Origin of the sequence: Oceanobacillus kimchii X50, from assembly GCF_000340475.1 — a bacterium.
GTDB classification, from domain to species: Bacteria; Bacillota; Bacilli; order Bacillales; family Amphibacillaceae; genus Oceanobacillus; species Oceanobacillus kimchii.
The window spans coordinates 3,452,253-3,475,584 of the sequence record NZ_CM001792.1; the positions used below are offsets into that span (position 1 = coordinate 3,452,253).

Genomic DNA, 23,332 nt, shown 5'->3' on the forward strand with positions numbered 1-23,332 from the left:
ATACAATATATTTAAAAAGGAGATAATTATGAACGTGTATGATGCTATAAAAAATGCCATTTTTAGTGGAGAGTTCAAGCAAGGACAAAGGCTAACTGAAACTTATTTAGCTGAGTACTTTAATGTTAGTCGTACACCAATTAGAGAAGCTTTAAAACAATTAATCTCTGAAGGGATAGTACATCCATATAAAAAGAAAGGTATAATTGTAAGAAGTTTTTCTTCTGATGATATCAAAGAAATTTATAATGTAAGAGCATTATTAGAAGGTTACGGTACAGGAGAAGCTGCATTAAATAGAACAGAAGAACAAATCGCTAGAATGGAAGAGAAAAATATAGCTTATAAAGAGGCAATTTATAGTTACAATGCTTCTGATTTAAATATAACTAAAAATATCCAAGAGACGAATCAAGGTTTTCACCATGAGATATTTGTTGCTTCACACAATAATCAAATCTTAGAATTGATTGATAAGGTTGTAGTTGTTCCATTAATCTACAGATCTTTTTATTGGTATAAAGAAGAACACCTATATCAATCATTAGAAGTACATAACACAATTTTAAACTCTATTAAAGATAAAGATATCGATCGTGCAAAGTCTGCAATGCAAGAACATATCTATACAGGGAGAGACCATGTATTAAAGAATGTAATTAATAATTAATTGTTGGCTTAATAATGTTTGCCTCACAAAATTTAGTTTTCACCTAGAAAAGATTATAAAAAAAAGGAAAGAGTATTCCATGCTTTGAATTACTGTATGAAGTTTAACCCGATTTACCGACTATCATCCGTTCTATATCTATTGACACTTTTTTCCCATCTTTGCAATAATAAAATATAACTAAAATAATAATGAGTGGGAGATATGTAAAATGGATTTTGATTTACAGCAAGCGAGAACAACCGAGACTATAATGAAAGTACTTCAGAAATACCCTCATAAAATAGAAATAAAACTGGATAATATTTTAATAGATCGCAACATGACACAATTTCAATTACATAAATTAACAGGCATCCGTATGGCAACAATTAGTGAATTTATTAATGGTAAAAAGGGATCTGTGAATTTTGTACACCTCGTAACAATAATGGCAGCGCTTCGCATTACTGATATCTCTGAAATTATTAGTGTGAAGTTTGATAAAGAAGTAGAAGAAGCTTGGAAAGAAGAAATGAGTAATTATGAAGGTCGAGGACTAACAGCGAAACAACAAGAATTGGAAGAAGAAGTTGTAAAAACCATGTAACGCAGAGAAGAGGTTGAGTCTTTATTCAAAAGATAAATGAATTGGGCATAAAAAGTTTTGCATAAAACATGGATTCTAGCTAGAACATGCGCAAGAAATATACGTAGACTCCTTCAAAATCAAAAATCGATTTTCTGTGTGCGATGCAATGCTGTCAAGGTCTTCCTTGTCCTGTGGGAAGAAGGCCTCGGTAAGACCCCGGATTGCGATAGCAACGGAGGCTTACCAGCCGCCCACGGAAAACGAAGTATATTTCTGAAGCGGGATATCATAGCCAATTTACCCTACAATGATTCTCTTGCTTTTCCGGGAATTTGCGTTAATTGCACTTCATCATAAGAAGTTACATGGTTCCCTTTCTTTATATACAATTTCAAGTATGCTCCTTGTTCTAATTCCTTCTGTGCGGAGAACTCCACTTTCACTGCACTACCATTTTCTTTATAAGCAGGTAGTTCGTACCAATACGTTGACATAATCTCACCTGAATCAAGCTTTTCTTCTTCCATATAGGATGGTGCTCCAACTTGCACATAAACATTTTCTTTCCCAAATCTATTAAAGTCAACTGTAGCTAAGATTACCACAGACACTATTAATAAAATTAAAGAGATACCAATGATTTTTTTCATTTACGTAACCTCCTTTCCGCTGATAAGAATGGTTTGCTGAAAACTTCTTACTGTAATGAAATAGTAGATAATATAGATAAACGCATATGCTGCCATCCAAATAGTGACTGGTATCCATAGGTTCATTTGTAAAAGATTCGAGAATGCGATTAGTGCCACTGTTCCATGTAATAGTCCGAGTACAAGTGGGGCAATAAATATGAATCCTATTTGATAGCGGATCGTACGCTTCATTTCTCTTTTTGAGACACCTATTTTATATAAAACAGTGTATTTATCCTTATCATCCTCTGCTTCTGTCATAATTTTAAAGAAGATGACACTTCCAGTAGCCACTAGAAAAACGAGTCCTAAGAAACTACCTACGAATAACATCACTCCTGAACCTTCTAATGAATCCTGATAGTTTTGGACTGCACTGGAAAAATCTACTGTTTCCGATTTTGCTTGGAGCTCTTGTGATAACTCAAGATGTTCCTTATCATTCGTTAATTGCACGGCTTGATAGGTAGATTCATCTGCTTGTAAGTCGGTATATTCTTGTTCATTCATGACGAGCACTGTTCCAGGTATTGTATATATATTAAAGATGGAATCTCCATAAAATTGAGAGACTGTATGTGCTTCATTGTTCAGTGTTACTTCCTCTACCTCTTCAGACCATCGCTCATCGTAAAAAGGATCGACCATCAAAACCTCATCTTCGTCTAATTCCAATGATTCGATATCCCAATCTAACGCTTCTGCCAATCGTTGAAACGCTGTAGTATCAATAACGGTATATTCTCTCTCTATTTCGTTTTCTGTTACACGAATATCTTTCGTATCAATGGAAATAGAATCTTTCATAATTCCTTCATCCAAGTTTTCTTGAGGACCTTGCCACATAAAGCTAAATGGTGTATATTGCTCTACATTTTTATCCGTATTGTAGTATGTTCCAAATACCGCGCCACCTGCAGTAATGGTAGTTGCACTTAGTGTCGCTATGATAGTCAGTGTCTTCGCGTTTCCACGAACTCGATATAATAATTGGGAAGCTGTCATTAAATTTAAGCCCCTCCATGCCCAATGCTTTCTTCCTTTTAATAAATGGAGTACATATACCATGACACTATTAAACAATAGATAAGTTCCGAATACCGTTAGTCCAATAATAACAAGAGGCATCGCAACACCGAGCATTCGCCATGCACTGGATGTCATTAAATCTTGTAATGCTAACCAGTAAGCCACAAATAATGACACTATACCGAATAAAGCTGCAATCAATCTCGCTTTCGGTAATGCTTCTCTTTTATGGGAAGCATGAAACAAGTCTATTAATTTAAATTGATAAATTACGCGATATCCTTGCAGAGACGTAAAGAGAAATATAATCAAGAATACAATGATTGTTTCTACGACTGCACTTGATGAGAATGCAATGCCAATTGAGATATTCAAGCCCATTAATTTCAATAGCAAAGATAATAAAACTTGTGACAAAAAGAAACCGAGTACCACACCGATAATGAGTGAAACTAAACCAATAACGATATTTTCAAAGAATAATAGAAATCCGATAGTGCGTTTTCGAACACCCATTAAGGAGTATAATGCTACTTCTTTTTTTCGTTTTCTCATAAAGAAAGAATTCGAATAGAGAATAAAAATAGCAACAAAAATCATTAGTACAAATGCGGATGCACTCATAATACTACTAATTTGGTTCGATGTTTCTGCCAATCCACTAATATCGTTACTATGCTTTAATGTTGCAAATGTAAAAAATATAATAATCGAAAAGATGGTCGAACCAATATATAGTCCGTAGCTTTTCATATTACGACGAATGTTTTTTAGAGCTAGATCAAACAGTGTCATGTCCGTCACCGCCCAATTTTGCTAATTCATCTAATATCATTTGGAAGAATTCTTTTCGTGAATGAGTACCGCGTATCAATTCCTTAGATAATCTTCCATCACTAATAAATAGAATTCTTCTACAGAAACTTGCTGCATATGCATCATGCGTCACCATCATAATTGTCGCTTCTTGCTCAATGTTTAATGTGCTTAAGCTCTCTAGTAAATCAGTAGCTGATTTGGAATCGAGAGCTCCAGTTGGTTCATCAGCAAAAATTAACTTCGGGTTCCCTACTAACGCTCGGCATGATGCTGTTCGTTGTTTTTGTCCACCGGAAATTTGATATGGATATTTTTCCAGAATACTTTCGATACCAAATGCTTTAGCAAGTTCTTCTACTTTTATATTAATCTCTTTCGCAGAAACCTTCGCTATCGCTAACGGTAAAAGAATATTTTCCCGTACGGTTAATGAATCGAGTAAATTGTAATCTTGAAAGATAAAACCAAGATGATCTCTACGGAAATCAGCTAATTGATTTTCTTTCATTTTTGCAATATTATCATTCTCTAAATAAATATCTCCGTTTGATGGGGAGTCAATTGTTGCTAGTACGTTTAATAGCGTCGACTTTCCGGCACCAGAAGGACCCATTATTCCTACAAATTCTCCGTGATCAATTGTAAATGAAATATTTTCTAAAGCTTTAAACGTATTTATACCTTTACCGTAAACCTTTTCCACATTGTTTACTTGTAATAAAGATTCCATTATCCATGCACCTCTTTCGTATACCTTTACTATAGTCCTCCATCCTTAAACAATCTTCACGACTACCTTACAAAATCCTTAAAAACGTTTTATTCAAGAAAATTCCTGTTAAGATAGAGTTAAGCATTATAGCTAGCACGGACGAATAATAACCACAATAAGTAGTAGATAATAAGAAGGAAAAGGGTGATACGTTTGGAAAAACCACGAATTCTTATCGTCGATGATGAACAGGATCTTTGCCAATTAATGAAAACAACGCTCAACAAAGAAGGTTTTTCAGAAATTGAAACAGCAAGCACATCAGAAGAGGGTTGGAACACATTTCAAACATTTGAACCAAATCTTGCTATCTTAGATGTGATGTTGCCTGATGGAGAGGGATTTGATTTGTGTAGACAAATAAGAGAAGTATCACGCATTCCCATTCTTTTCTTATCTGCGAAATCGGATGAAGTGGATAAAATATTAGGACTCGCCATCGGTGGAGATGATTATATTACGAAGCCGTTTAGTCCGAAGGAAATGGCTTATCGTGTTAAAGCACAGCTTCGACGAGCTGGTGTATATACCTTAGATGCGGCTATCGAAAAAGTACCTGCCCAAGGAAAAACTGTAGGACCTTTTGACATAAATGCAGATGAAACCGAAGTAAAAAAAGATAACCATGTACTGGAACTGACCGCTAAGGAAGTTGGTTTAATGGCAACGTTCATGCGGAATCCAAACCAAATTATTAGTAAAGAAACGCTTTTTCGGAACGTCTGGGGTGAAGAATTTTACGGCGCGGATAATACATTAATGGTACATATTCGCAGACTTCGAGAAAAAGTAGAAGACAATCCTTCGAAACCGAGTTATATTCAAACTGTAAAAGGATTAGGCTATCGATTTGCAGCAACAAAGGCGCAAGCGCCCGTTTAGAAATGCAGCGAGTGCGCCCCTGTTTTCAGGGTACTTGGACGGTCGGTCGAACTTCCTTTGCATCACGGTAAAGTGACGAAACGATGATGTATTGTATGACGATCTCGTGAAGCCTCCTAGTTTCTAGGCGCTGGAGCTGGACGTAACCGTTTCTGCCTACGAACGATTGTAATTCCTAGTTTTTATACTTTCTTATCTTTCGAAATAAGCGCGTGCTTTTCCTTGTATGAAGTTTTTTAAATGGAAGTTAGAAAAAGGTGATGTAATATGAAATGGAAACTTACCTTTCGTTATTTGCTATCAATATTAAGTATTGTCTTTATCGTGCTGATTGCCAATACAATTATTCTTTTTGGAATACTTATTTATCAATCCACACAAGGCGGGGTGGAAGATTATGAGTATAGCTCTGGAGAAAATTTTACTCGCTCGTTCTCCCAATACCTTACATTAGAGGAAGGTCAGCCAACTGTCACTGAAGAAGGAGAACATGCATTAGAAGCTTTCGGTGCTTGGCTACAAATTTTAGACGAAAATGGAGAAGTTCTCTCTTCCTATCGCACACCAGATAATATATCCACGCATTATACTCCAATAGAGCTTGTCCATAGGTATAAGTATATGGACAATAATTTTAATACGTATTTTATCGGAGAATTTGAAGCGTACAGTTACTTGATTGGTGTACCGAATTCAAATGAAGAGCGCGCTGTGTTTATGCTCAATCCAACTACACTTCTCACTTATGCATCACAATTTCTCGGCGCAATTATTATTGTCGATTTAATTATTGCAGCTATCGTCGGTTTTCTATTCAGTACCGTCCTTACTAAACCGGTAAATCGGATTATCGAACGGATTAGTGAGTTAAAAGAACGCAAATTCCAGCCAAAGAAACCAAAACGTCCTGGTGTTTTTAAACATGTATTTTCGAACTTAAATGATGTATCTGCGACCTTGCAACAGCATGAGGATGAACGACGCAAACTGGAGAAGATGCGAAACGAATGGATGAGTAATGTTTCCCACGATATTAAAACACCACTTGCTTCCATTCGAGGTTATGCTGAACTTCTCCGTAGTGATGATATATCACCGGATGAACGGTTAGAGTATGCTGAAGTAATTGAGCGCCAATCCTTGTATATGAAAGAATTATTGGATGATTTTAATTTGACAATGCGATTACGGAATCATGAGATGCCGCTACATAAACAAGAAACAAACATGGATCGGTTTGTCCGTGAGCTTGTGATTGATTTATTAAATGATCCACAGCTTGGAAAAGATCAAATTCATTTTCAAAATGACTCACATGATTCTATTTGGAATGTTGACCAGCATTTATGGAAGCGCGCGTTACTGAACTTTATCAATAATGCAATGTTGCATAATGATGAAAATGTAGAAGTACAGGTTCATCTGTCTGACAAGACAATTACAATCCTAGATAATGGAAAAGGTATTGCAAAAGAGGATATCCATCAAATTTTCGAACGTTATTATCGAGGTACCAATACCGAAAACATTCGCGGAACTGGGTTAGGACTTGCGATATCTCGAGATATTATCGAAGCGCATGGTGGAAGTGTAGACTTACACAGTGAAGTCGATAAGGGAACGACCGTTACTATAAGAATGAACTAAAAAGGACTATAGTTGGATTGATTTTGAACTGTGAAATGCCTCGTGTCAAGTAAACAATGTGCGGTTCATTTATCCAACTATAGTTCTCTTATGGTTTGGGCATATTAAACTTCTTTTACTACCGTTTCCGCATACGTATCTTGAGGAAGCACACTACCATCTTTCCCCTCAAATCCTTTACGGTCCCCAAGATATTTAAATGTACTAAAACAATCTCGATAAGCCATTCGTTTGATAATTTGGTTTGGAGTCGGGGCTTGTCCGTCTGTCCCTTCTATTTTTAAGCCTGTTTGTTTATACCCTATTGTTTGCCCACATCTGCGAAGTTGTGCGTATTCTAATCCCCACATGACAACCGTTGGAGTGACCAATGCATGCACAGCTTCACTCTTAATTTTCTTCCGCATTAACTGCTCTACACCAATCGTAACTGCCGTTGAGATAGCTAAGTCAATAAAATACGCTTTCGTTCTTTTTTTCGTTATCGCCTTCATTTTTTCCCTACCCCCTTGTAGTTGTTACGTTATGTACGCTTATACATCAAGAATGGTTTCAATATTTTTTAATTCTCGCTATAATCATATAAACATGAATGTTACGATATGTATAGAAAGGTTACTTCAACCTCAATTATTTATATTCAAAATAGGGTATACCTAATATGAAGGAGTGATAGTGATGAACCAAAAGCAATTGGAACAAATGAAAAATAGTAAAGGATTTATCGCAGCACTGGATCAAAGTGGCGGAAGTACACCGAAGGCACTTGCAGCTTATGGAATTCCTGAAAATGCCTACAACAATGAAGATGAAATGTTTGATTTAGTTCATGAAATGCGTACAAGAATCATAACTTCCCCATCGTTCGATTCGGACTTTATTATTGGAGCAATTCTATTTGAACAGACGATGGACCGTGAAATTGAAGGCATGTATACAGGGGATTATCTAGCTGAAAAAAAAGGCATTGTACCTTTTCTAAAAGTGGATAAAGGACTCGCTGAAGAAACGAATGGCGTGCAATTAATGAAACCGATTGATAATTTAGATGAGACGTTACAACGTGCTAATGAACGTAATATATTCGGAACAAAAATGCGTTCCGTAATTAAAAAAGCGAACCCCGAAGCAATCAAAGAAGTCGTAGATCAACAATTCGATATCGGCAAGAAAATTATTGCAGCTGGATTAGTTCCGATTATCGAGCCAGAAGTAGACATTCATAGCGTAGAAAAAGAAAAGTGCGAAGACTTGTTAAAAACAGAAATACTTAACCATCTCGATCAATTAAGTGAAAATCAGAACGTTATGTTAAAATTAACAATTCCAACAAAGAAAAATTTATATAAAGAGCTTATCGACCATCCAAGAGTAGTGCGTGTTGTTGCATTATCAGGCGGCTACTCGACTGATGTCGCAAATGAAAAACTAAAAGAAAACGACGGTTTAATCGCAAGCTTTTCCCGTGCATTGAGCCAGGATTTAAATGCCGATCAATCCGATGAAGCATTTAATATATCTCTACAAAAAGCAGTAAAATCCATTTATGATGCATCTGTGTAAATACGAATAGAGGATAATGAAGTGGATTGTAAAATAGCAGCACCCTAGGCATGTAGGGTACTGCTATTTGTTTGGTTCGGTGCTTATGTTTAACTCCTGTTTATAAGATACAATTTATATTGGGGTTTTAGAGCAGATCTAGTCTATTTACTATAATTTTTGTGGTTTGGTTGTAGTTTGGTTGATAGACCCGTTCTATTCACTATAATTTTTGTGGTTCGCTTGTAGTTTGGTTGATAGGCACGTTCTATTCACTACAATTTTTGTGGTTCGCTTGTAGTTTGGTTGATAGGCACGTTCTATTCACTATAATTTTTGTGATTTGTTTGTAGTTTGGTTGATAGGCACGTTCTATTCACTACAATTTTTGTGATTTGCTTGTAGTTTGGTTGATAGGCACGTTCTATTCACTATAATTTTTGTGGTTTGGTTGATAAACAAGATTAAACGTTTTAAAAACAATATTCAAACCTAGCTAAAAAACAATCACCTACCTAAATAAGCGACTCAATTACACCACAGAACCATTACTCGACTTTCTTAAATCCCTGTGACTCAATTAATTCTATTGATTTCTCCAAACTAATTCCTTCAGACGGATCTCCTTCAAACATGGAACCTTCTAATTCCGCTATTTCACTTGCATCTGCTTCATTGTAATCTACTGTTACCTTCTCCACTACTTTATCATCTTGGTAATCAATTTCATGGGTTAAGCCATCGACATTTTGATAATCTTCGGCTAACGGTGCTAACAGCTCTTCTGCTTCTTCTTTTGTCGCAACTCCCAATGCCCTGTATTCTATCTCACTTTCTGATACTTGCTTTACAACTTTGTCATCTTCTGCTGTATAGGTGAGTGTAATCAAAATCCCATCTTCTTCAGCCTGATACTTCACCGTTTCTTCACTGTTACAAGCAACTAGAGCGAACATCGCAACAGCGATGAACAACAATCCTGCCATTCGAACCAACAAACGTTTTTCCATTCATTCCTCTCCTATCATCGCTAAGTTAATCAAAGGGTGTCTGTATAAAGATAGTTTGAGGTTAGGTAATTTAAAATTTGAAATAATATGAAGTCCAAAAAAGAATCGTTAGTCTATGTAATGGTTGCTCCATTTCCCAATTTGTTTCCGTTTATCCCTTATGAAACACACTATACAAATGTATTCCTCTGAAAAGTAATTATGCAAAAAAAAGAACCATAATTCTAGGACATCCCCCCGGGAACTATGGCTCATGTAGTGATTCCCTCCTTATTATGTTTTTCTTTTTGGGTATACATCTGTTCTGTCAGCCCAGTCTTCCCAAATGTTAATCATTTCTTTTACCAACTCGGGATAGTGATCTTTGATGTTATTCATTTCTGTTCGATCGTTATCGATGTCATATAATTCCCAGTCCATTTCCCTTACTTTGGACAATTTCCATTTTCCTTTTCTAACGCCACAATGATGTTCATGTTCAAAACAAAAAGTACGTTCTGCTACATTTTCTCCTTCAAAGGCAGGCACTAAGCTTTCTCCTTCCATTGGTAGGATTTGATTACCGTTATATTGACTTGGATACGGCGCACCAGTGATATCTACCAATGTTGCCATAATATCAATAAAATGACCTGGTCGATGGTCAACTTGACCTTCTTTTAATACCTTAGTAGGCCAATGCGCAATTAATGGAGTGCTAATTCCTCCTTCATGACTATAATGCTTATATAGTTGAAGTGGCGTACTGCTCGCATTTGCCCAGCCAGAACCGTAACTATGATACGAATCTGGGCCGCCCATTTGATTCAAATCTTCTTTCCGGTGTAGGAAATTAGATGTCGTAATCCAATTATCAAATCCCCATGGATCCCATTCGGCACATGCACCATTATCTGAACAAAATAAAATAAGTGTGTTTTCCATTTCATTATTGTTCTCTAACTCTTTCAAGACTCTACCAATATTTTGATCCATACGGTCAATCATTCCTGCATAAATCGCCATGCGCTTCGTTAAATCTTGTTGTCTGTCGGGGTCAATCGAATCCCATGCTGGATTGACACCTTGAATGTCCCGATCACGATTCCAATATTTCGCACGTGGTGACAGTTCTGTATCCTTTGATACAATGCCTAGCTTTTTCATTCTTTCTAAGCGTTCTTTTCGTATATGATCCCAACCGACTTGATATACTTTTTCATATTTTTCTATTTCTTCTTTCGGCGCTTGCAATGGAAAATGCGGTGCATTATACGATAAATATAAAAAGTATGGTTCACCCTCTGCTTTAGCATCTTCCATAAATTCTAATGCATAGTCTGTAATAGCGTCTGTGGCATAAAAATCTCCGTTGTTATAACGCTTTTCTGGTCGTCCTTTTGGAAGTCGAGAATAATCCGACTGGTCCCAAAAACTTGTGAAACCACCAAGCAGCCCATAAAACTCGTCAAACCCGCGTTCTGTAGGCCCAATCTCTCCTACATGCCATTTCCCAGACAAATACGTACGATAGCCTACTTGCTTCACTACCTCTGCCAATGTCACGCATTGATTTTTTAAAAACCCGCGATATCCCGGTGTCTCCTGATCTTCCGTCATCTCTCCGACACCTGCTTGATGAGGATACAATCCACTTAAAATAGACGCTCGGCTTGGGCAACAACGAGCAGAATTATAGAATTGTGTAAAGCGTAATCCATTCTCTGCTAATCGATCTAGATTCGGCGTATGAATCTCACTACCAAATGAACCTAAATCAGAGAAACCTAAGTCATCGGCAAGTATTAGAATAATATTCGGCCGTTTTGTCATTCAATTACCTCCAACTTTATTGCTTTTATCGATCATTCACTTCTTTTATTTTCTCTAAATCTATTTTTGGTTCTCTATTTTCTTTCAACAGACCATTAACTTCTTGCTGCACATCGGTTGTTTGTGTATAACAGTAGCCACTTACGTACGGTAATTTCTTAATGGCATCTGTAATATTTTGAAAACGCTCCAAGAACGCTTCTTTTGTAGATACTTGGTTCCCATATCCCCATCCGTTTTCATCTTGAAAAGCAATTCCACCATATTCGGTGATGATTACTGGCTGGCCCTTGTAAAAGTAGCCCTGTGCAAAAGCATACTTGCCGTTATTATGCGGGATTTTATTTTGTAAAATGGTCTCTTTATCTTTGTATCTATCATAGAAAATTTCACCTACTTCTTCGTAATCATGTAATGCGATGATATCAGAGATTGTATGCTCCCAACCGTCATTCACGATTACTGGGCGTTCATCATCAAGACTTTTTGTTAAATAATAGATTGCTTCGGTAAACGTTTGTTGTTTCTTATCGGTAAGAATATGTGGCACGCCCCACGATTCATTGAATGGCACCCATGTAATAATCGAAGGGTGATTATAATGTTGTTTCACAATCTCTTGCCATTCTCTTGTAAAATTCTCCACAGCTTCATCAGAAAACTCATATGTTGCTGCCATCTCTGACCAAACAAGTAATCCTTTTTTATCACACCAATAAAGGAATCGTTCATCTTCTACTTTTTGGTGTTTACGTACACCGTTATATCCCATTGCTAATGTCTTTTCAATATCTTCAATTATCGCTTCATCCGATGGTGGAGTTAGCATCGTATCCGTCCAATAACCTTGATCCAATAAAAGTTTTTGATAAATCGGGGAATTGTTTAATAATACTTGATCTCCTTTGATTGAAATCTTTCGCATTCCAAAATAAGATTTGACCTCATCAACCAAAGCATCTGCCACATACAATTTAAAAGTCACATCATATAAATGAGGATTTTCCGGCGTCCAATGCATGACTCTCCATTCATGAAGGTTGGAGTCTATCGACACTTCCAGCTGTTCATCCTTTCGATTGGGGTTAATGGAAAACCGTTTTACTGTATCCTCATCGAATGTAATAATTGTTTCAATGCGACACGCTTCAGTTGGCATTCGATTTAACTGATATTGAAAATCTACTGCGTTCGTATCTAATTTCGGTGTCATTTTCACATTATCGATTGATGTCTCCGGAAGAAATTCCAACCAAACTGTTTGCCATATACCTGTTTGTTGCACATACCAACAACCAAAATTATGATCGATCCAACGTTGTTTCCCTCTCGGTTGATAACAGCTCTGACTGTCCTCGACTTTGACTACTACTTCATTATCTGTATCAAGGGTAATTACATCAGATATATCAAATGAAAATGCAGCATACCCCCCAGCATGAGAACCTACAAATACGCCGTTCACCCATACTTTCGTCAAGTAATCAGATGCTTGAAAACGCAGGATGGTCCGCTTATCAGCATGTTCAGTAGGAATTTGAAATGATCGTTGATACCATACATTCGGATGAAATGTCTCTTCACCAATTCCACTTGCTTTTGTCTCATACGTAAACGGAACTTGTATTTCATCTGTAAATGATGGTTTCTTATTCCACTGGCTTTTTTCCCCGATATTATTATCATCGAAGGAGAACTTCCACGTACCGTTTAAATTTATCCATTCACTACGTTGATACTGCGGTCGCGGATATTCTGTGCGTTGATATGTTTTCGTTGTCATTGTCTCTTTCATTATGAACACTCCTCTATTATCCTTTAATTCCTGTAAAGCTGATTCCCTTTACTATTTGTTTTTCAAATATTAGAAATGCAATAATCACCGGTATAGATGCAATTGCATTTGCTGTCATCGGTAATACATAGGCTTGTGAATAGGTAGAATTAAATACTGGTAATCCTACAGGTAAGGTATATAATGTTTCGGAAAGAATTGATAAATATGGCCATAGAAAGTTATTCCAAGACCCAATAAAAGTAAAAATTCCAATTGCCGCAAGAGCAGGTTTTGCTAAAGGAAGCACAATTTTGTAATACAATCTAAAGTAGGAGCAACCATCAATAGTTGCGCTCTCTATCACTTCCTTTGGTATACCATCAAAGAAGCTTTTTAAAATGATAACTCCGAGTGGGGATGCGATCATTGGTAATATTAAACCGGTATAACTATCAATTAGCCCCATGCTTTTCACAATTTCATATAATGGAATAATCGTAGCTTCTCCCGGTATCATGAGACCTAGCAGAAAAAATATAAAAATAAAATTTTTAAATCGAAACTTCATTTGTGAGATCGCAAAAGCCGCAAAGGACGTAATAATAAGGGTAAGAATCGTTGTAATAAAAGCAACAAAGAAGCTATTAAACAACCATCGTAAGATTAAACTATCCATGACAATGTCGATGTAATTTGTAATCGTATATGGCGGTAAAAACCATTCAACCGGATTGGAAGTAGAAAAATTATCAGGTTTAATGGAAACAAATAACATCCATATAATAGGGATAAGAAATAGTAACGACACAATTACGCCTAACAGCACTTTTCCTTTTAGTAACGGATCACGGTTACGCTCCAGCGCTTTATTCCTCTTCACTTTGGTTGCCATATTAATTTCCCTCCGATCGTTGATTTTTCAATTGCACAATAGATAAAATAAGTAAGATAAAGAATAGCGCATACGACATCGTTGCTGCATAGCCTAAGTTATTTTGGGTAAAACCGACTTCGTAAATATACTGAATCAATGGACGGGTAGCTCCACCTGGTCCACCACCGGTAATTAAGAGAATTTGTGCAAATACCTTATAAGAAGCAAGGATTTGCAACAGAATAATGACACGCCCAATAGGAATGAGTTGTGGTAGAGTAATATAACGAAATTGCTCCCATCTCGTAGCACCATCAATTTCACTTGCTTCATAATAAGAATCTGGTATTTCTTGCAAACTAGTAAGGAACAAAATCATATTAAATCCAACCGACCACCATAGAGTGACAAGAACGATACTTATCCAAGCTAATGTCTTGTCTGCCATCCAAAATGGTTCTGCTTGAATACCGAATAGTTGAATAACGTTATTTATTAGACCATTGTATGGTTGCAACATAAAGATAGCTAAGAACGATATAACCGCAACGGATAAGATACTTGGTAAAAAGAACGAACTTCGGAAAAATGTTCTCCACTTTGTATTTAAGTTAGCGAGCAAGGCTAGACCTAAAGCTAATATAACCATGGTTGGTGTTGTTAATAACACAAACAATGTTGTATTCCATAATGTCTGCCAGAAGAACGGGTCATTAAACATTTCTACATAGTTTTGGATTCCTACGAACTCCATCTTTCGAACGAGATTCCAATCATATAAACTCATTTCCAACCCTTTAAAGATAGGTACTATCGTAAACAGCATATATGCAAGAAAAAAAGGTAACAAAAATGGAATCGCTTTCATATCTTTCATCCATGCTCGTTTATTCATTTATTTTTCTCTCCCTTCTCTTTAATCTTCTCCAATCAATTCTTTTACTTCTTTTTCAATTTGTTGAAAAGCAACTTCCGGTGTCACTTCATTACTCCATATTCGATCAAGGTTTCGAAGCATGATATCATTGATTCCTCGATAATAGATGTTTCGGTCAGCAAAATTTACGTAATTCGCAACTTCTGCATAGTCTTCACGATAGGGCATTTCGGTAAATGCTTTGGAATTCACTACAGTATCTTTTGCAGGAATATGACCAGCTTGTGCCCAAATCGCTCCTTTATCTGTAGCAAAATCCATAAATGCAACCGCGCCTAATTGCACATCCGGATCAATTTCTTCATAAGAAGGTAAGACAAATGTATGAGAACCGCCCCACGCTCCTTTTTCTCCAAATATGGTAGGTATCGGCATTGCTGTAAATTCTAAATCCTCAGTCCCTTCCCAAATTCCTGTAGACCAAACGCCTGTGGCAATGGTCGCTGCTCTTTCGGACTGAAAATCAGTATAAAAATCAGCAAGATTTAATGGAATGACTTCATCTTCATACCAAAATTTATGCATATATGCTGCAGCTTCAATCGCCTTTTCGGTATCTAGTACATATTTCGGGTTGTTTAAATCATCCGATACGATATTTTCACCACCTAGTTGCGTGTAAAAAGTCCACCAATGACGATAACTGTCCATTCCAACAGTAGAGAAAGCGAAGGGGAATTGATTTTCTGGCAGTTCTTCTTTTAGCGTCCCAAAAAAGTCCCTGTATCCATCTGGTGTTTCTTCCATTTTGATTGTTCCATCCCCATTGATTAATCCAGCCCCATCGAGTGCTTTGTTATTCACATACATAATGTGCGGATGGGTATCTATCGGTATCGCATAATGATCATTATCAAAAACTGTTTGTTCCAAAATATTGGGATTAAACTCAGTCCAATCCACTCCTGCTTCTGTTGCATAGTGATCAATTGGTTGTAATATTCCTAAATTAACAAGTTCTGGTAACGTATGAGAGTGAGAAATTGCAATATCTGGACCTTTACCAGCACCTAGACTTGTAATTAATTTTGTATAGTATTCATCATAATCTTGTTGGATGTTATTAATAAAGTACTTATCTTGGCTTTGGTTAAACTCGTCAACGATTGTTTGCATAAACTCCGCATCCCCGCCAGCAAATAAGTTCCACATCTTAATCTCTATGGCACCTTCTGGTACATCAGCACTTTTTCCTCGAACAAGACGATCTACACTAGAACATCCCGTTGTAGTCAATATAGCGAATACCAAGATAAAACTAATCACGACGAAATTTTTCTTCTGCATGCAACACTCCTCCTTTTATTTATTACATAAAATGTGTATATATTCTGATTTTCTGTTTATTAAATAAAATAATACGCTTATATTTCTGAAAAGTCAATAAACATTTTGAGCTAGTTCAAAATAAAAGCACACGCGCCCGTTTAGAAACGTAGCGAGTGCGCCCCTCGACAGTGGGTCGAACTCTTACCTAATAAAAAAAGATCCATTCTAAAGAATGAATCTTAAAAATCTATGAGAAATCAACAGATAATTTAATATCCTGATCATAATCTCCAAACCCTTTTCCAAACAAGTTAATCCCACCTTTATGTAGGGCACCTTCCTTGATACCTACTTTTACAGTTATATAGCTTTGTTTAGAAATATCTAACTGGCCGATGGTACAACCTGATAATCGAACATCATCAATAAAAGTTGCTTCATTTGTTACTTTCCAGGTTTTCAAGCTTCCGTATTGTGTACTGGTTGTTTCTGCCCAGAAATTAGGGTTTAACTTCCCAGGACGATCACCATAGTCTCCAGGACTTGTCCATGTACCAATGTCCATATCATTTATCCATACCGTAATATCAGATGGCCAATTGTGATCGTGGTTCGGTGCTTCCGAACATATTTCCATTGATAACTTCACATTTGTTATCTCTGCATCACGAGGGATAACAATTGGAAACGTATACTCGAAGTACCCCTTTCTGGTCCATATTAATTGTGCCTTCGAACGTTCTGGACTATAGAAATGCACGGGCTCATCCTCTGGTATAAGAAACTTTTCGTGATTGACCATTCCACACGTTGGGGCAACCTGAAAGTCGGTATACTGCCCTATTGGCATTTCTAATGTATAATTTTTTTGTTTTGATGTATAATCCTTTTGGTTGAGTTCAATATGTATATCATCAAAGTTTCTAGAGCATACTTTCATTGCTCCTCTTGTCGCTGGGCGTAACTCTGTGTGAATAAGTGATGCCTCTTCAAGTACTTTCACATGAGAAGCAGTCGTAGACACAGGAATATTTAAGGTTTCTGCCATCTGATGGATATTCATATTTCCTTCATTTAACAAATTTATTATTTGTAAGCGTACATCAGATCCTAACGCATGTGCTACTCTCTTCAATGTTTCTGGATCTTTAATTGAAAGCTCTAACACTCTAACAACCCCTCTATTTCATTAATAATTACATATTTATTGTAAATATACAGATTTTTTATTTATTAATCTCTATATTACTATAATTTCTAGAATAAATGAATCTATATATAAATTTAAAAATGAGATTCTTTTCTATAAAAAAAGCAATCCCCCTACTGATTAGGGTAGATTGCTCGTAAGACTCATTCTTACTCGAGTACATTTGATTTATCCCGGAATATCACTCAACGTTCTTTAGACTTCACAAGCACAGAATATTTATCTTAATTAATATTCTCCATCTGTTCTTCTTCCTCTTCCGCTTTTTTACGGCGTACTTGATCTCGCCATGCAGGTACGACTAAAGCAATAATCATAATCACGAACAATGTCACTGCAAGTGGGCTGGTATAGAATATACTCCACGATCCACCAGAGATCGTTAGCGACTGACGAAGTGCTTGTTCCATCATTCCACCGAGAATAAAAGCCAAAATAAAAGGCGCTGCTGGAAAAGCGAAGACACGCATAAAGTAACCTAAGATACCAAATAAAACAAGTAGGTATAAATCAAATGTGCTAAAGCTCACCGCGTATACCCCGATTAAACTCGAGATAATCACTAACGATATAAGTAGTGGCCTCGGAACTTTCAAAATCTTCACAAAATAAGGTATCAACGGAAGATTTAAGACTAATAGAAAGATATTTCCGATGTACATACTTGCGATGACACCCCAAAAGATTCCAGGATTTTCCGTCATTAATAATGGTCCTGGCTGAACACCTAAGACAAGGAATGCTCCTAGCATAACTGCTGTTGTACCTGAACCCGGAATACCTAAGCTCAGCAACGGAACGAAAGCACCACTGGTTGCAGCATTGTTCGCCGTTTCGGGAGCGGTTAGTCCTTTGACCGAGCCTTTTCCAAATTCTTTTGGATTCTTGGCTATCTTCTTTTCACTTATGTATGCCACAAAAGAAGATATTGTTGCTCCAGCGCCAGGTAACACACCTAGTATAAATCCTAGAAATGATTGCCGCGTTAATGGTCCTTTCATTTCTTTTACATCTTGTTTTGATAGTTTTAAGCTTCCTATATTGGCTAAACCATTCATCTTTTGTTTACGATTCAAAATTAAAAAACATACTTCTGCAAGGGCAAACACCCCAAGTGCAATTACTAGAAAATCAATACCATCTAATAGATTGACACTGCCGAACGTAAAACGACTGGTACCCGTTTGTGAATCAATTCCAATGGTTACTACCATAAACCCTAATACAGCAGAGATAAGAGCTTTAATCGTCGAACCATCCGATAAACTTGCAATTGCCGTTAAACCAAGCAACATAAGTGCAAAATATTCAGGAGGACCGAAGATAATTGCCACACTTGCAAGCATGGGTGCAAAAAGCATTAATAAGATAACACTAACGGTACCTCCAATAAATGAAGCAATTGCTGAAATCGCTAGCGCTTTACCAGCTTTTCCTTGCTGTGCCATTGGATATCCATCAAAGGACGCCGCCACTGTCCCTGCAACCCCAGGAGCATTTAACAAAATCGAAGAAGTAGAACCTCCGTACATGGAACCGTAGTATACACCTGCCATCATTACCAACGCTATGGTTGAATCCATTCCGTAAGTTACAGGAATCATAATCGCGATTGCACTAATTGGCCCTAGTCCTGGGATCATCCCAATAATGGTTCCAATTAATACCCCTAAAAATACAAACATAATTGCTTCTAAACTGAAAGCTACTTGGAAACCTTGTAAAATACCATCAAACATTTATCGTCTCACTCCCTTCTTTTTAAAATGGCAGAAATCCTGCTGGTAATCGAATTGCTAATGCATAATTAAACAAACTATACGCCCCGATAGAAAATAATAATGCAGTTAGAATTAACACCGTCCAGTTTTTATATCCTAAAAATCGTGAACTTACGATAATGAACACCGATGTCATAATTACAAAACCAATCACTTCTAAAATGGTGATATATAATAGAATCATTGCTAATACACCTAAGAGCATAAATACTTCTTTTTTTGGTATCACACGATTTTTCTTCTGATCTTCCGTATCTGTATCTTTCGCAAAGAAAAAGAAAATAGCTAATAATAATAATGCATATCCTAATAACTTCGGTACTAGATCTGAATCTACAGGTACAAAAATATACGCTGGTAGTTGATAGGCCATAATTAGATACCCAACCGAGATGATAATCAGCACCAAAGAAATGCCTCTATTTACCGATAACTTCATATACATCCTCCTCTATTCATCGATAAAACCAAGATCGTTCAGTATCTTCTCTAATTCGACATATTGCTCATCTAAAAAGACTTGGAATTCTTCACTATTCATAAATTGTTCGTCCCAACCATACATATCTCGAACCTCCGCAAATGCTTCTGATTCAGAGACTTTCTGGAATGCTTGTTCATAATAGTCAAGTTGTTCTTCTGTCATATCCGGAGGACCAAACACCCCTCTCCAAACGATAAATTCTGCATCAATACCTTGTTCTTTTGCTGTTGGAAGAGTTTCTAAAAATTCGTCACCTTCAATTCTCTCTGGTGCGGTTATCCCTAGAATTTTCATCTTTCCTGCGCGTGCTTGATCGGCAGCATCCATCACACCTGTTGAAATAACGTCCACGCTACCATTTAAAACCGAAGTCATTCCTCCACCATCTTGGTCGGAGACATAGCGTATCTTCGTAATATCCACACCCGCTTTATCTGCGAACATCATAAACTGAATGTGATCCATACTGCCGGGAGAAGATACACCTACTACGGTTACACTCTCTGGATCTTCACGCATATCTGCAAACAATTCATCTAATGTATCCCATTTTGCATCTTCACGAACGGCAAATGCGCCATAGTCTGCGATTAAATTCGCAATTGGAGTAAAGTCTTCATAACCATATGGGGATTGCCCATTTAAATACACAAAATGTAATGGCGGAGAACTGACAAAGATGTTATGTGGATCGTTTCGTTTATGTATGTACGACCATGCTACTGCTCCCCCACCACCAGGTTTATTGACAACCCCAAAACTTTCATCTGTTATTTTCTCTTCATCAACTGTTCTTGCTAACATTCGTGCCGTTGTATCCCATCCTCCACCAGCAGCTGCTGGAGCAATAATTTCAATAGAACGGTCGGGCACCCACTCTCCCTGGTCGTTCACTGATCCACTTTGGACAGGCAGCGAGCACCCAGCAAGTAAAATAAGCGGTAAAATAAAAAATGACACTGACCTTTTTAACAATGTAAGCGCCTCCTTTTTTGTTATTTTCTCATTTTACTTACAATTTTTGATTTTGTAACCGTTTACAAAATAATGTTCATTAAATCTCTTTTATTCATTTTGTTCATTTTGTTCATCAGTCTTTTACACTTTCGATAAAAACAGCATTAAAAATAGGCGTTTTCCATGAGCACAGAATTGACTTCAATATACTTGAAATAATCTACCAAGTAGTTACTCGTCTCGTACCGCTGGAATCGCCTATATTTCTTCTATATAGTTATATTGATTTTCACTCAGTAACATATTTGCGTTCTGGTCGACCAACAATCCCGTATTCTAATTCTGCTTTAGCTTCTCCCACAGATATTAAGTATTCCAAGTACCTTCTTGCGGTAGTCCGAGAAACGCCAATATCTTTTCCTACTTGATCTGCTGTCATACCATTGGATTGTTTCTGCAATACTCCTTTTATCTTCTTAAGTGTGAGTTCATCAATTCCTTTTGGATATTCTTGTTTTTCCATATTTTCTTGTTGAAATTGAAAGAGCTGATCTGCCAGTTGTTGTGTAAATTCTCCTTGCGACTGAATGAACTGATGATTTTTCACAGCTTTTTTTATTGATTCTGCTAGCCGATCTAGCGCAATAGGTTTTATTAAATAATCGATCACACCAGATAGGTAAGCTTTCTTCAACATTTCCATATCCGTTGCTGCGGTAATCAATATAATCTGTAGTGATGCATTTTCTTGTTTGTATGCTTCAATCATATTAATACCAAGCTCATCTGGCAAATACACATCCAATAATAATAAATCAAAACTGCCTTCTTTCAACTTAGATAATGTTTCATAAGCATTTGCGGCTCTGTCAATATAATGTATATCTTGAAACTTCTCCAAGTATTGACAATGAATATCCGCAACCCGGTAATCATCCTCTGCAACAAGAACATTCATGATTCCGCTCCCCCTTTTTTCGGAATATACACAATAAATACGGTTCCTTTTGGTTCGTTTGCTGTTATTTCTAAGAAGCCTTTTAATTCTATTAAAGCTGCTTGAACAAGGGATAACCCATACCCATGATTCTGCCCATCTTTAGTGGAATAACCTTGTTTCATAATTTTATCGTAATCATCTGTTTTAATTCCCGTCCCATTATCAGCAACCTCAATTACTAAATCATTGCCTATATCCGTAAGAAAAATATCTATCTCTGGATTCACTGTATTTACAACGGCATCAAAAGCATTATCTATAATATTACCAATAATTGTTACCAGTTGTGCTGTCATCTGCTCTGGCCATTGATAGTTTATATAACTATCTTCATTAATAGTGAATTCTATTTTTTTCTCTGAAGCTTTCGATAATTTACCGATTAAGATTGCTTGGATGGTAGAATCCGTAATTTGTTCAAATAATACCTTCTCATAACTCTGTTGTTTTCCCACCTCTTCATGAATAAATTGCTTCGCTTTATCCGTATGTCCCAACTGTAACCAACCTGAAATTACATAGAGCTTATTGGTATATTCATGTGTCTGTGCTCGTAAATCTTGCGAATACTGCTGGACCTCAGATAAGGTGTGAATAATTTCTTGTAAATCCGATCTTACTTGAAAACTAGCAACCTTACCTCCATAATCCCCATTATCATCTATAAGTTTATAGCGTACTAATAATACAGTTTGGTTAATCGTTGTTTCAAAAGAACCCTCTCGATGTTCTTTGGTTAAGACATACGCTAGCTCCGTATTAGGTAGTACTTCTTGAATTGGTTTGCCAATAACATCATCGTGTATATGTAACATTTCCTTCGCAGAGTAATTGACCAACGTTATATGACCACGTTGATCAGTGGCAATTAATCCTTCTTTTATTGATTCTAAGATCGCTCCACGTTCTTTATAAATACGAGCGATTTGATAAGGTTCTAAACCAAACGTATCTTTACGAATACTTTTGGCTAATAAAAAGCTTCCTGCAACACCAATAATAAATATTAACGATAACCAAACTAAAAATCCGATAAGACCTTGCTGAAATAAAGAATCTACATAAGAAATCATATAGCCTACCGATACAATTCCAATGATATCTCCATCACTATTGTGAATAGGCGATTTTCCACGAACAGATGCACCTAAGCTTCCATTTGCAATAGATACATAGTTTTCCCCGTCCACCAAGGCTTGTTCGTTATCTCCCCCCACCATATTCATACCGACTTTATCGGGATCAGGATGCGTATACCGAACTGAATTATGATCACCTATCACAATAAATTCTGCACCAGATTGTTCCCGTATCCGCTCAATAAATGGTTGGAGTACATCTGCATCCAATTCTTGATCAATGACATGTTGTACTTCTGGAATTTCCGATACTGCAATAGCAGTAGTCAGTGCTTGTTGACCAATTAATTGTCTTGTCTGATCTCGTTCATATGAAATATATAGAACCATCACCAGCAGCATGATGACGGTTACAAGAACGCAACCAAGAACAAGAAACTTTCTCTCTAACGACCATTTCATCTCCCCTGTCCTCCCATACAAACAGTATAGCGACTATAGGGAAAAAAGGTAAGAGG

At 36.8% G+C, this 23,332-nt stretch carries 21 protein-coding genes; 5 read left to right on the forward strand and 16 right to left on the reverse strand.

Features of this window, described 5'->3' with window-relative positions; translation table 11 throughout:
• The first annotated feature begins 28 nt into the window (after positions 1 to 28).
• Together C794_RS17525 and C794_RS17530 are read left to right on the forward strand one after the other, a co-directional pair.
• The gene (locus tag C794_RS17525) at positions 29 to 670 is read left to right on the forward strand and encodes a GntR family transcriptional regulator (RefSeq protein ID WP_017798478.1); all 642 of its coding nucleotides are present in this window, start codon (positions 29 to 31) and stop codon (positions 668 to 670) included.
• A gap of 211 nt (positions 671 to 881) precedes the next feature.
• A complete protein-coding gene (locus C794_RS17530) occupies positions 882 to 1,259 on the forward strand; it encodes a helix-turn-helix domain-containing protein (RefSeq protein WP_017798479.1) in 378 nt (125 codons plus the stop codon).
• Between the two features lie 284 nt (positions 1,260 to 1,543).
• Here C794_RS17530 and C794_RS17535 read toward each other — a convergent pair whose 3' ends face one another.
• The 3 genes from C794_RS17535 to C794_RS17545 are packed head-to-tail and all read right to left on the reverse strand — an operon-like array spanning position 1,544 to position 4,511.
• The gene (locus C794_RS17535; RefSeq protein WP_017798480.1) at positions 1,544 to 1,891 is read right to left on the reverse strand and encodes a YxeA family protein; all 348 of its coding nucleotides are present in this window, start codon (positions 1,889 to 1,891) and stop codon (positions 1,544 to 1,546) included.
• Positions 1,892 to 3,757: an ABC transporter permease gene (locus C794_RS17540; RefSeq protein WP_017798481.1), complete on the reverse strand. Its 1,866-nt coding sequence runs from the start codon at positions 3,755 to 3,757 to the stop codon at positions 1,892 to 1,894.
• Complete coding sequence (locus tag C794_RS17545) at positions 3,744 to 4,511, reverse strand: ABC transporter ATP-binding protein (protein WP_017798482.1); 768 nt, start codon at positions 4,509 to 4,511, stop codon at positions 3,744 to 3,746. Before C794_RS17545 ends, C794_RS17540 begins: the two co-directional genes overlap by 14 nt.
• A 195-nt stretch (positions 4,512 to 4,706) precedes the next feature.
• On the opposite strand from C794_RS17545, the gene C794_RS17550 reads away from it, so the two are divergent.
• Both C794_RS17550 and C794_RS17555 read left to right on the forward strand, forming a co-directional pair.
• Entirely contained in the window at positions 4,707 to 5,435 is a 729-nt protein-coding gene (locus tag C794_RS17550; protein ID WP_026133843.1) for a response regulator transcription factor, read from the forward strand.
• 267 nt (positions 5,436 to 5,702) lie between these two features.
• Entirely contained in the window at positions 5,703 to 7,082 is a 1,380-nt protein-coding gene (locus C794_RS17555; protein ID WP_017798484.1) for a sensor histidine kinase, read from the forward strand.
• Positions 7,083 to 7,186: 104 nt separating this feature from the next.
• On the opposite strand, the gene C794_RS17560 is transcribed toward C794_RS17555, so the two are convergent.
• The gene (locus C794_RS17560) at positions 7,187 to 7,576 is read right to left on the reverse strand and encodes an RDD family protein (RefSeq protein WP_017798485.1); all 390 of its coding nucleotides are present in this window, start codon (positions 7,574 to 7,576) and stop codon (positions 7,187 to 7,189) included.
• 184 nt (positions 7,577 to 7,760) lie between these two features.
• On the opposite strand from C794_RS17560, the gene C794_RS17565 reads away from it, so the two are divergent.
• The gene (locus C794_RS17565) at positions 7,761 to 8,645 is read left to right on the forward strand and encodes a fructose bisphosphate aldolase (RefSeq protein ID WP_017798486.1); all 885 of its coding nucleotides are present in this window, start codon (positions 7,761 to 7,763) and stop codon (positions 8,643 to 8,645) included.
• A 527-nt stretch (positions 8,646 to 9,172) separates the two neighbouring features.
• Here C794_RS17565 and C794_RS17570 read toward each other — a convergent pair.
• The 12 genes from C794_RS17570 to C794_RS17625 all read right to left on the reverse strand — a co-directional run bounded on the left by C794_RS17570 (position 9,173) and on the right by C794_RS17625 (position 23,276).
• Positions 9,173 to 9,634, reverse strand: a complete 462-nt coding sequence (locus C794_RS17570; protein ID WP_017798487.1) for a YehR family lipoprotein — start codon at positions 9,632 to 9,634, stop codon at positions 9,173 to 9,175.
• A gap of 273 nt (positions 9,635 to 9,907) precedes the next feature.
• Complete coding sequence (locus C794_RS17575; protein ID WP_017798488.1) at positions 9,908 to 11,446, reverse strand: arylsulfatase; 1,539 nt, start codon at positions 11,444 to 11,446, stop codon at positions 9,908 to 9,910.
• A 25-nt stretch (positions 11,447 to 11,471) separates the two neighbouring features.
• Positions 11,472 to 13,241, reverse strand: a complete 1,770-nt coding sequence (locus tag C794_RS17580) for a glycoside hydrolase family 2 protein (protein ID WP_017798489.1) — start codon at positions 13,239 to 13,241, stop codon at positions 11,472 to 11,474.
• 16 nt (positions 13,242 to 13,257) lie between these two features.
• Positions 13,258 to 14,115: a carbohydrate ABC transporter permease gene (locus C794_RS17585; RefSeq protein ID WP_017798490.1), complete on the reverse strand. Its 858-nt coding sequence runs from the start codon at positions 14,113 to 14,115 to the stop codon at positions 13,258 to 13,260.
• Position 14,116: 1 nt separating this feature from the next.
• Complete coding sequence (locus C794_RS17590) at positions 14,117 to 14,992, reverse strand: carbohydrate ABC transporter permease (protein WP_017798491.1); 876 nt, start codon at positions 14,990 to 14,992, stop codon at positions 14,117 to 14,119.
• Between the two features lie 21 nt (positions 14,993 to 15,013).
• Complete coding sequence (locus C794_RS17595) at positions 15,014 to 16,321, reverse strand: extracellular solute-binding protein (protein WP_017798492.1); 1,308 nt, start codon at positions 16,319 to 16,321, stop codon at positions 15,014 to 15,016.
• A 229-nt stretch (positions 16,322 to 16,550) separates the two neighbouring features.
• The gene (locus C794_RS17600; RefSeq protein WP_017798493.1) at positions 16,551 to 17,471 is read right to left on the reverse strand and encodes an ArsR/SmtB family transcription factor; all 921 of its coding nucleotides are present in this window, start codon (positions 17,469 to 17,471) and stop codon (positions 16,551 to 16,553) included.
• A 266-nt stretch (positions 17,472 to 17,737) separates the two neighbouring features.
• Positions 17,738 to 19,252, reverse strand: coding sequence for a tripartite tricarboxylate transporter permease (locus tag C794_RS17605; protein ID WP_017798494.1), 1,515 nt, complete (start codon positions 19,250 to 19,252; stop codon positions 17,738 to 17,740).
• A 22-nt stretch (positions 19,253 to 19,274) separates the two neighbouring features.
• Positions 19,275 to 19,733 (reverse strand): tripartite tricarboxylate transporter TctB family protein, encoded by a 459-nt coding sequence (locus C794_RS17610; RefSeq protein ID WP_017798495.1) that lies wholly within the window; start codon positions 19,731 to 19,733, stop codon positions 19,275 to 19,277.
• 12 nt (positions 19,734 to 19,745) lie between these two features.
• Entirely contained in the window at positions 19,746 to 20,753 is a 1,008-nt protein-coding gene (locus C794_RS17615; RefSeq protein ID WP_017798496.1) for a tripartite tricarboxylate transporter substrate binding protein, read from the reverse strand.
• 271 nt (positions 20,754 to 21,024) lie between these two features.
• The gene (locus C794_RS17620; protein WP_017798497.1) at positions 21,025 to 21,693 is read right to left on the reverse strand and encodes a response regulator; all 669 of its coding nucleotides are present in this window, start codon (positions 21,691 to 21,693) and stop codon (positions 21,025 to 21,027) included.
• Positions 21,690 to 23,276 (reverse strand): ATP-binding protein, encoded by a 1,587-nt coding sequence (locus C794_RS17625; protein ID WP_017798498.1) that lies wholly within the window; start codon positions 23,274 to 23,276, stop codon positions 21,690 to 21,692. Before C794_RS17625 ends, C794_RS17620 begins: the two co-directional genes overlap by 4 nt.
• Positions 23,277 to 23,332: the final 56 nt, after the last annotated feature.

What these genes read in the sequence shown, in the direction of transcription:
- C794_RS17535 (WP_017798480.1), bottom strand. Translation starts at nt 1,891, where the DNA reads ATGAAAAAAATCATTGGTATCTCTTTAATTTTATTAATAGTGTCTGTG.
- C794_RS17580 (WP_017798489.1), bottom strand. Translation starts at nt 13,241, where the DNA reads ATGAAAGAGACAATGACAACGAAAACATATCAACGCACAGAATATCCG.
- C794_RS17560 (WP_017798485.1), bottom strand. Translation starts at nt 7,576, where the DNA reads ATGAAGGCGATAACGAAAAAAAGAACGAAAGCGTATTTTATTGACTTA.
- C794_RS17590 (WP_017798491.1), bottom strand. Translation starts at nt 14,992, where the DNA reads ATGAATAAACGAGCATGGATGAAAGATATGAAAGCGATTCCATTTTTG.
- C794_RS17605 (WP_017798494.1), bottom strand. Translation starts at nt 19,252, where the DNA reads ATGTTTGATGGTATTTTACAAGGTTTCCAAGTAGCTTTCAGTTTAGAA.
- C794_RS17565 (WP_017798486.1), top strand. Translation starts at nt 7,761, where the DNA reads ATGAACCAAAAGCAATTGGAACAAATGAAAAATAGTAAAGGATTTATC.
- C794_RS17585 (WP_017798490.1), bottom strand. Translation starts at nt 14,115, where the DNA reads ATGGCAACCAAAGTGAAGAGGAATAAAGCGCTGGAGCGTAACCGTGAT.
- C794_RS17570 (WP_017798487.1), bottom strand. Translation starts at nt 9,634, where the DNA reads ATGGAAAAACGTTTGTTGGTTCGAATGGCAGGATTGTTGTTCATCGCT.
- C794_RS17610 (WP_017798495.1), bottom strand. Translation starts at nt 19,733, where the DNA reads ATGAAGTTATCGGTAAATAGAGGCATTTCTTTGGTGCTGATTATCATC.
- C794_RS17555 (WP_017798484.1), top strand. Translation starts at nt 5,703, where the DNA reads ATGAAATGGAAACTTACCTTTCGTTATTTGCTATCAATATTAAGTATT.
- C794_RS17620 (WP_017798497.1), bottom strand. Translation starts at nt 21,693, where the DNA reads ATGAATGTTCTTGTTGCAGAGGATGATTACCGGGTTGCGGATATTCAT.
- C794_RS17575 (WP_017798488.1), bottom strand. Translation starts at nt 11,446, where the DNA reads ATGACAAAACGGCCGAATATTATTCTAATACTTGCCGATGACTTAGGT.
- C794_RS17625 (WP_017798498.1), bottom strand. Translation starts at nt 23,276, where the DNA reads ATGAAATGGTCGTTAGAGAGAAAGTTTCTTGTTCTTGGTTGCGTTCTT.
- C794_RS17525 (WP_017798478.1), top strand. Translation starts at nt 29, where the DNA reads ATGAACGTGTATGATGCTATAAAAAATGCCATTTTTAGTGGAGAGTTC.
- C794_RS17595 (WP_017798492.1), bottom strand. Translation starts at nt 16,321, where the DNA reads ATGCAGAAGAAAAATTTCGTCGTGATTAGTTTTATCTTGGTATTCGCT.
- C794_RS17545 (WP_017798482.1), bottom strand. Translation starts at nt 4,511, where the DNA reads ATGGAATCTTTATTACAAGTAAACAATGTGGAAAAGGTTTACGGTAAA.
- C794_RS17540 (WP_017798481.1), bottom strand. Translation starts at nt 3,757, where the DNA reads ATGACACTGTTTGATCTAGCTCTAAAAAACATTCGTCGTAATATGAAA.
- C794_RS17530 (WP_017798479.1), top strand. Translation starts at nt 882, where the DNA reads ATGGATTTTGATTTACAGCAAGCGAGAACAACCGAGACTATAATGAAA.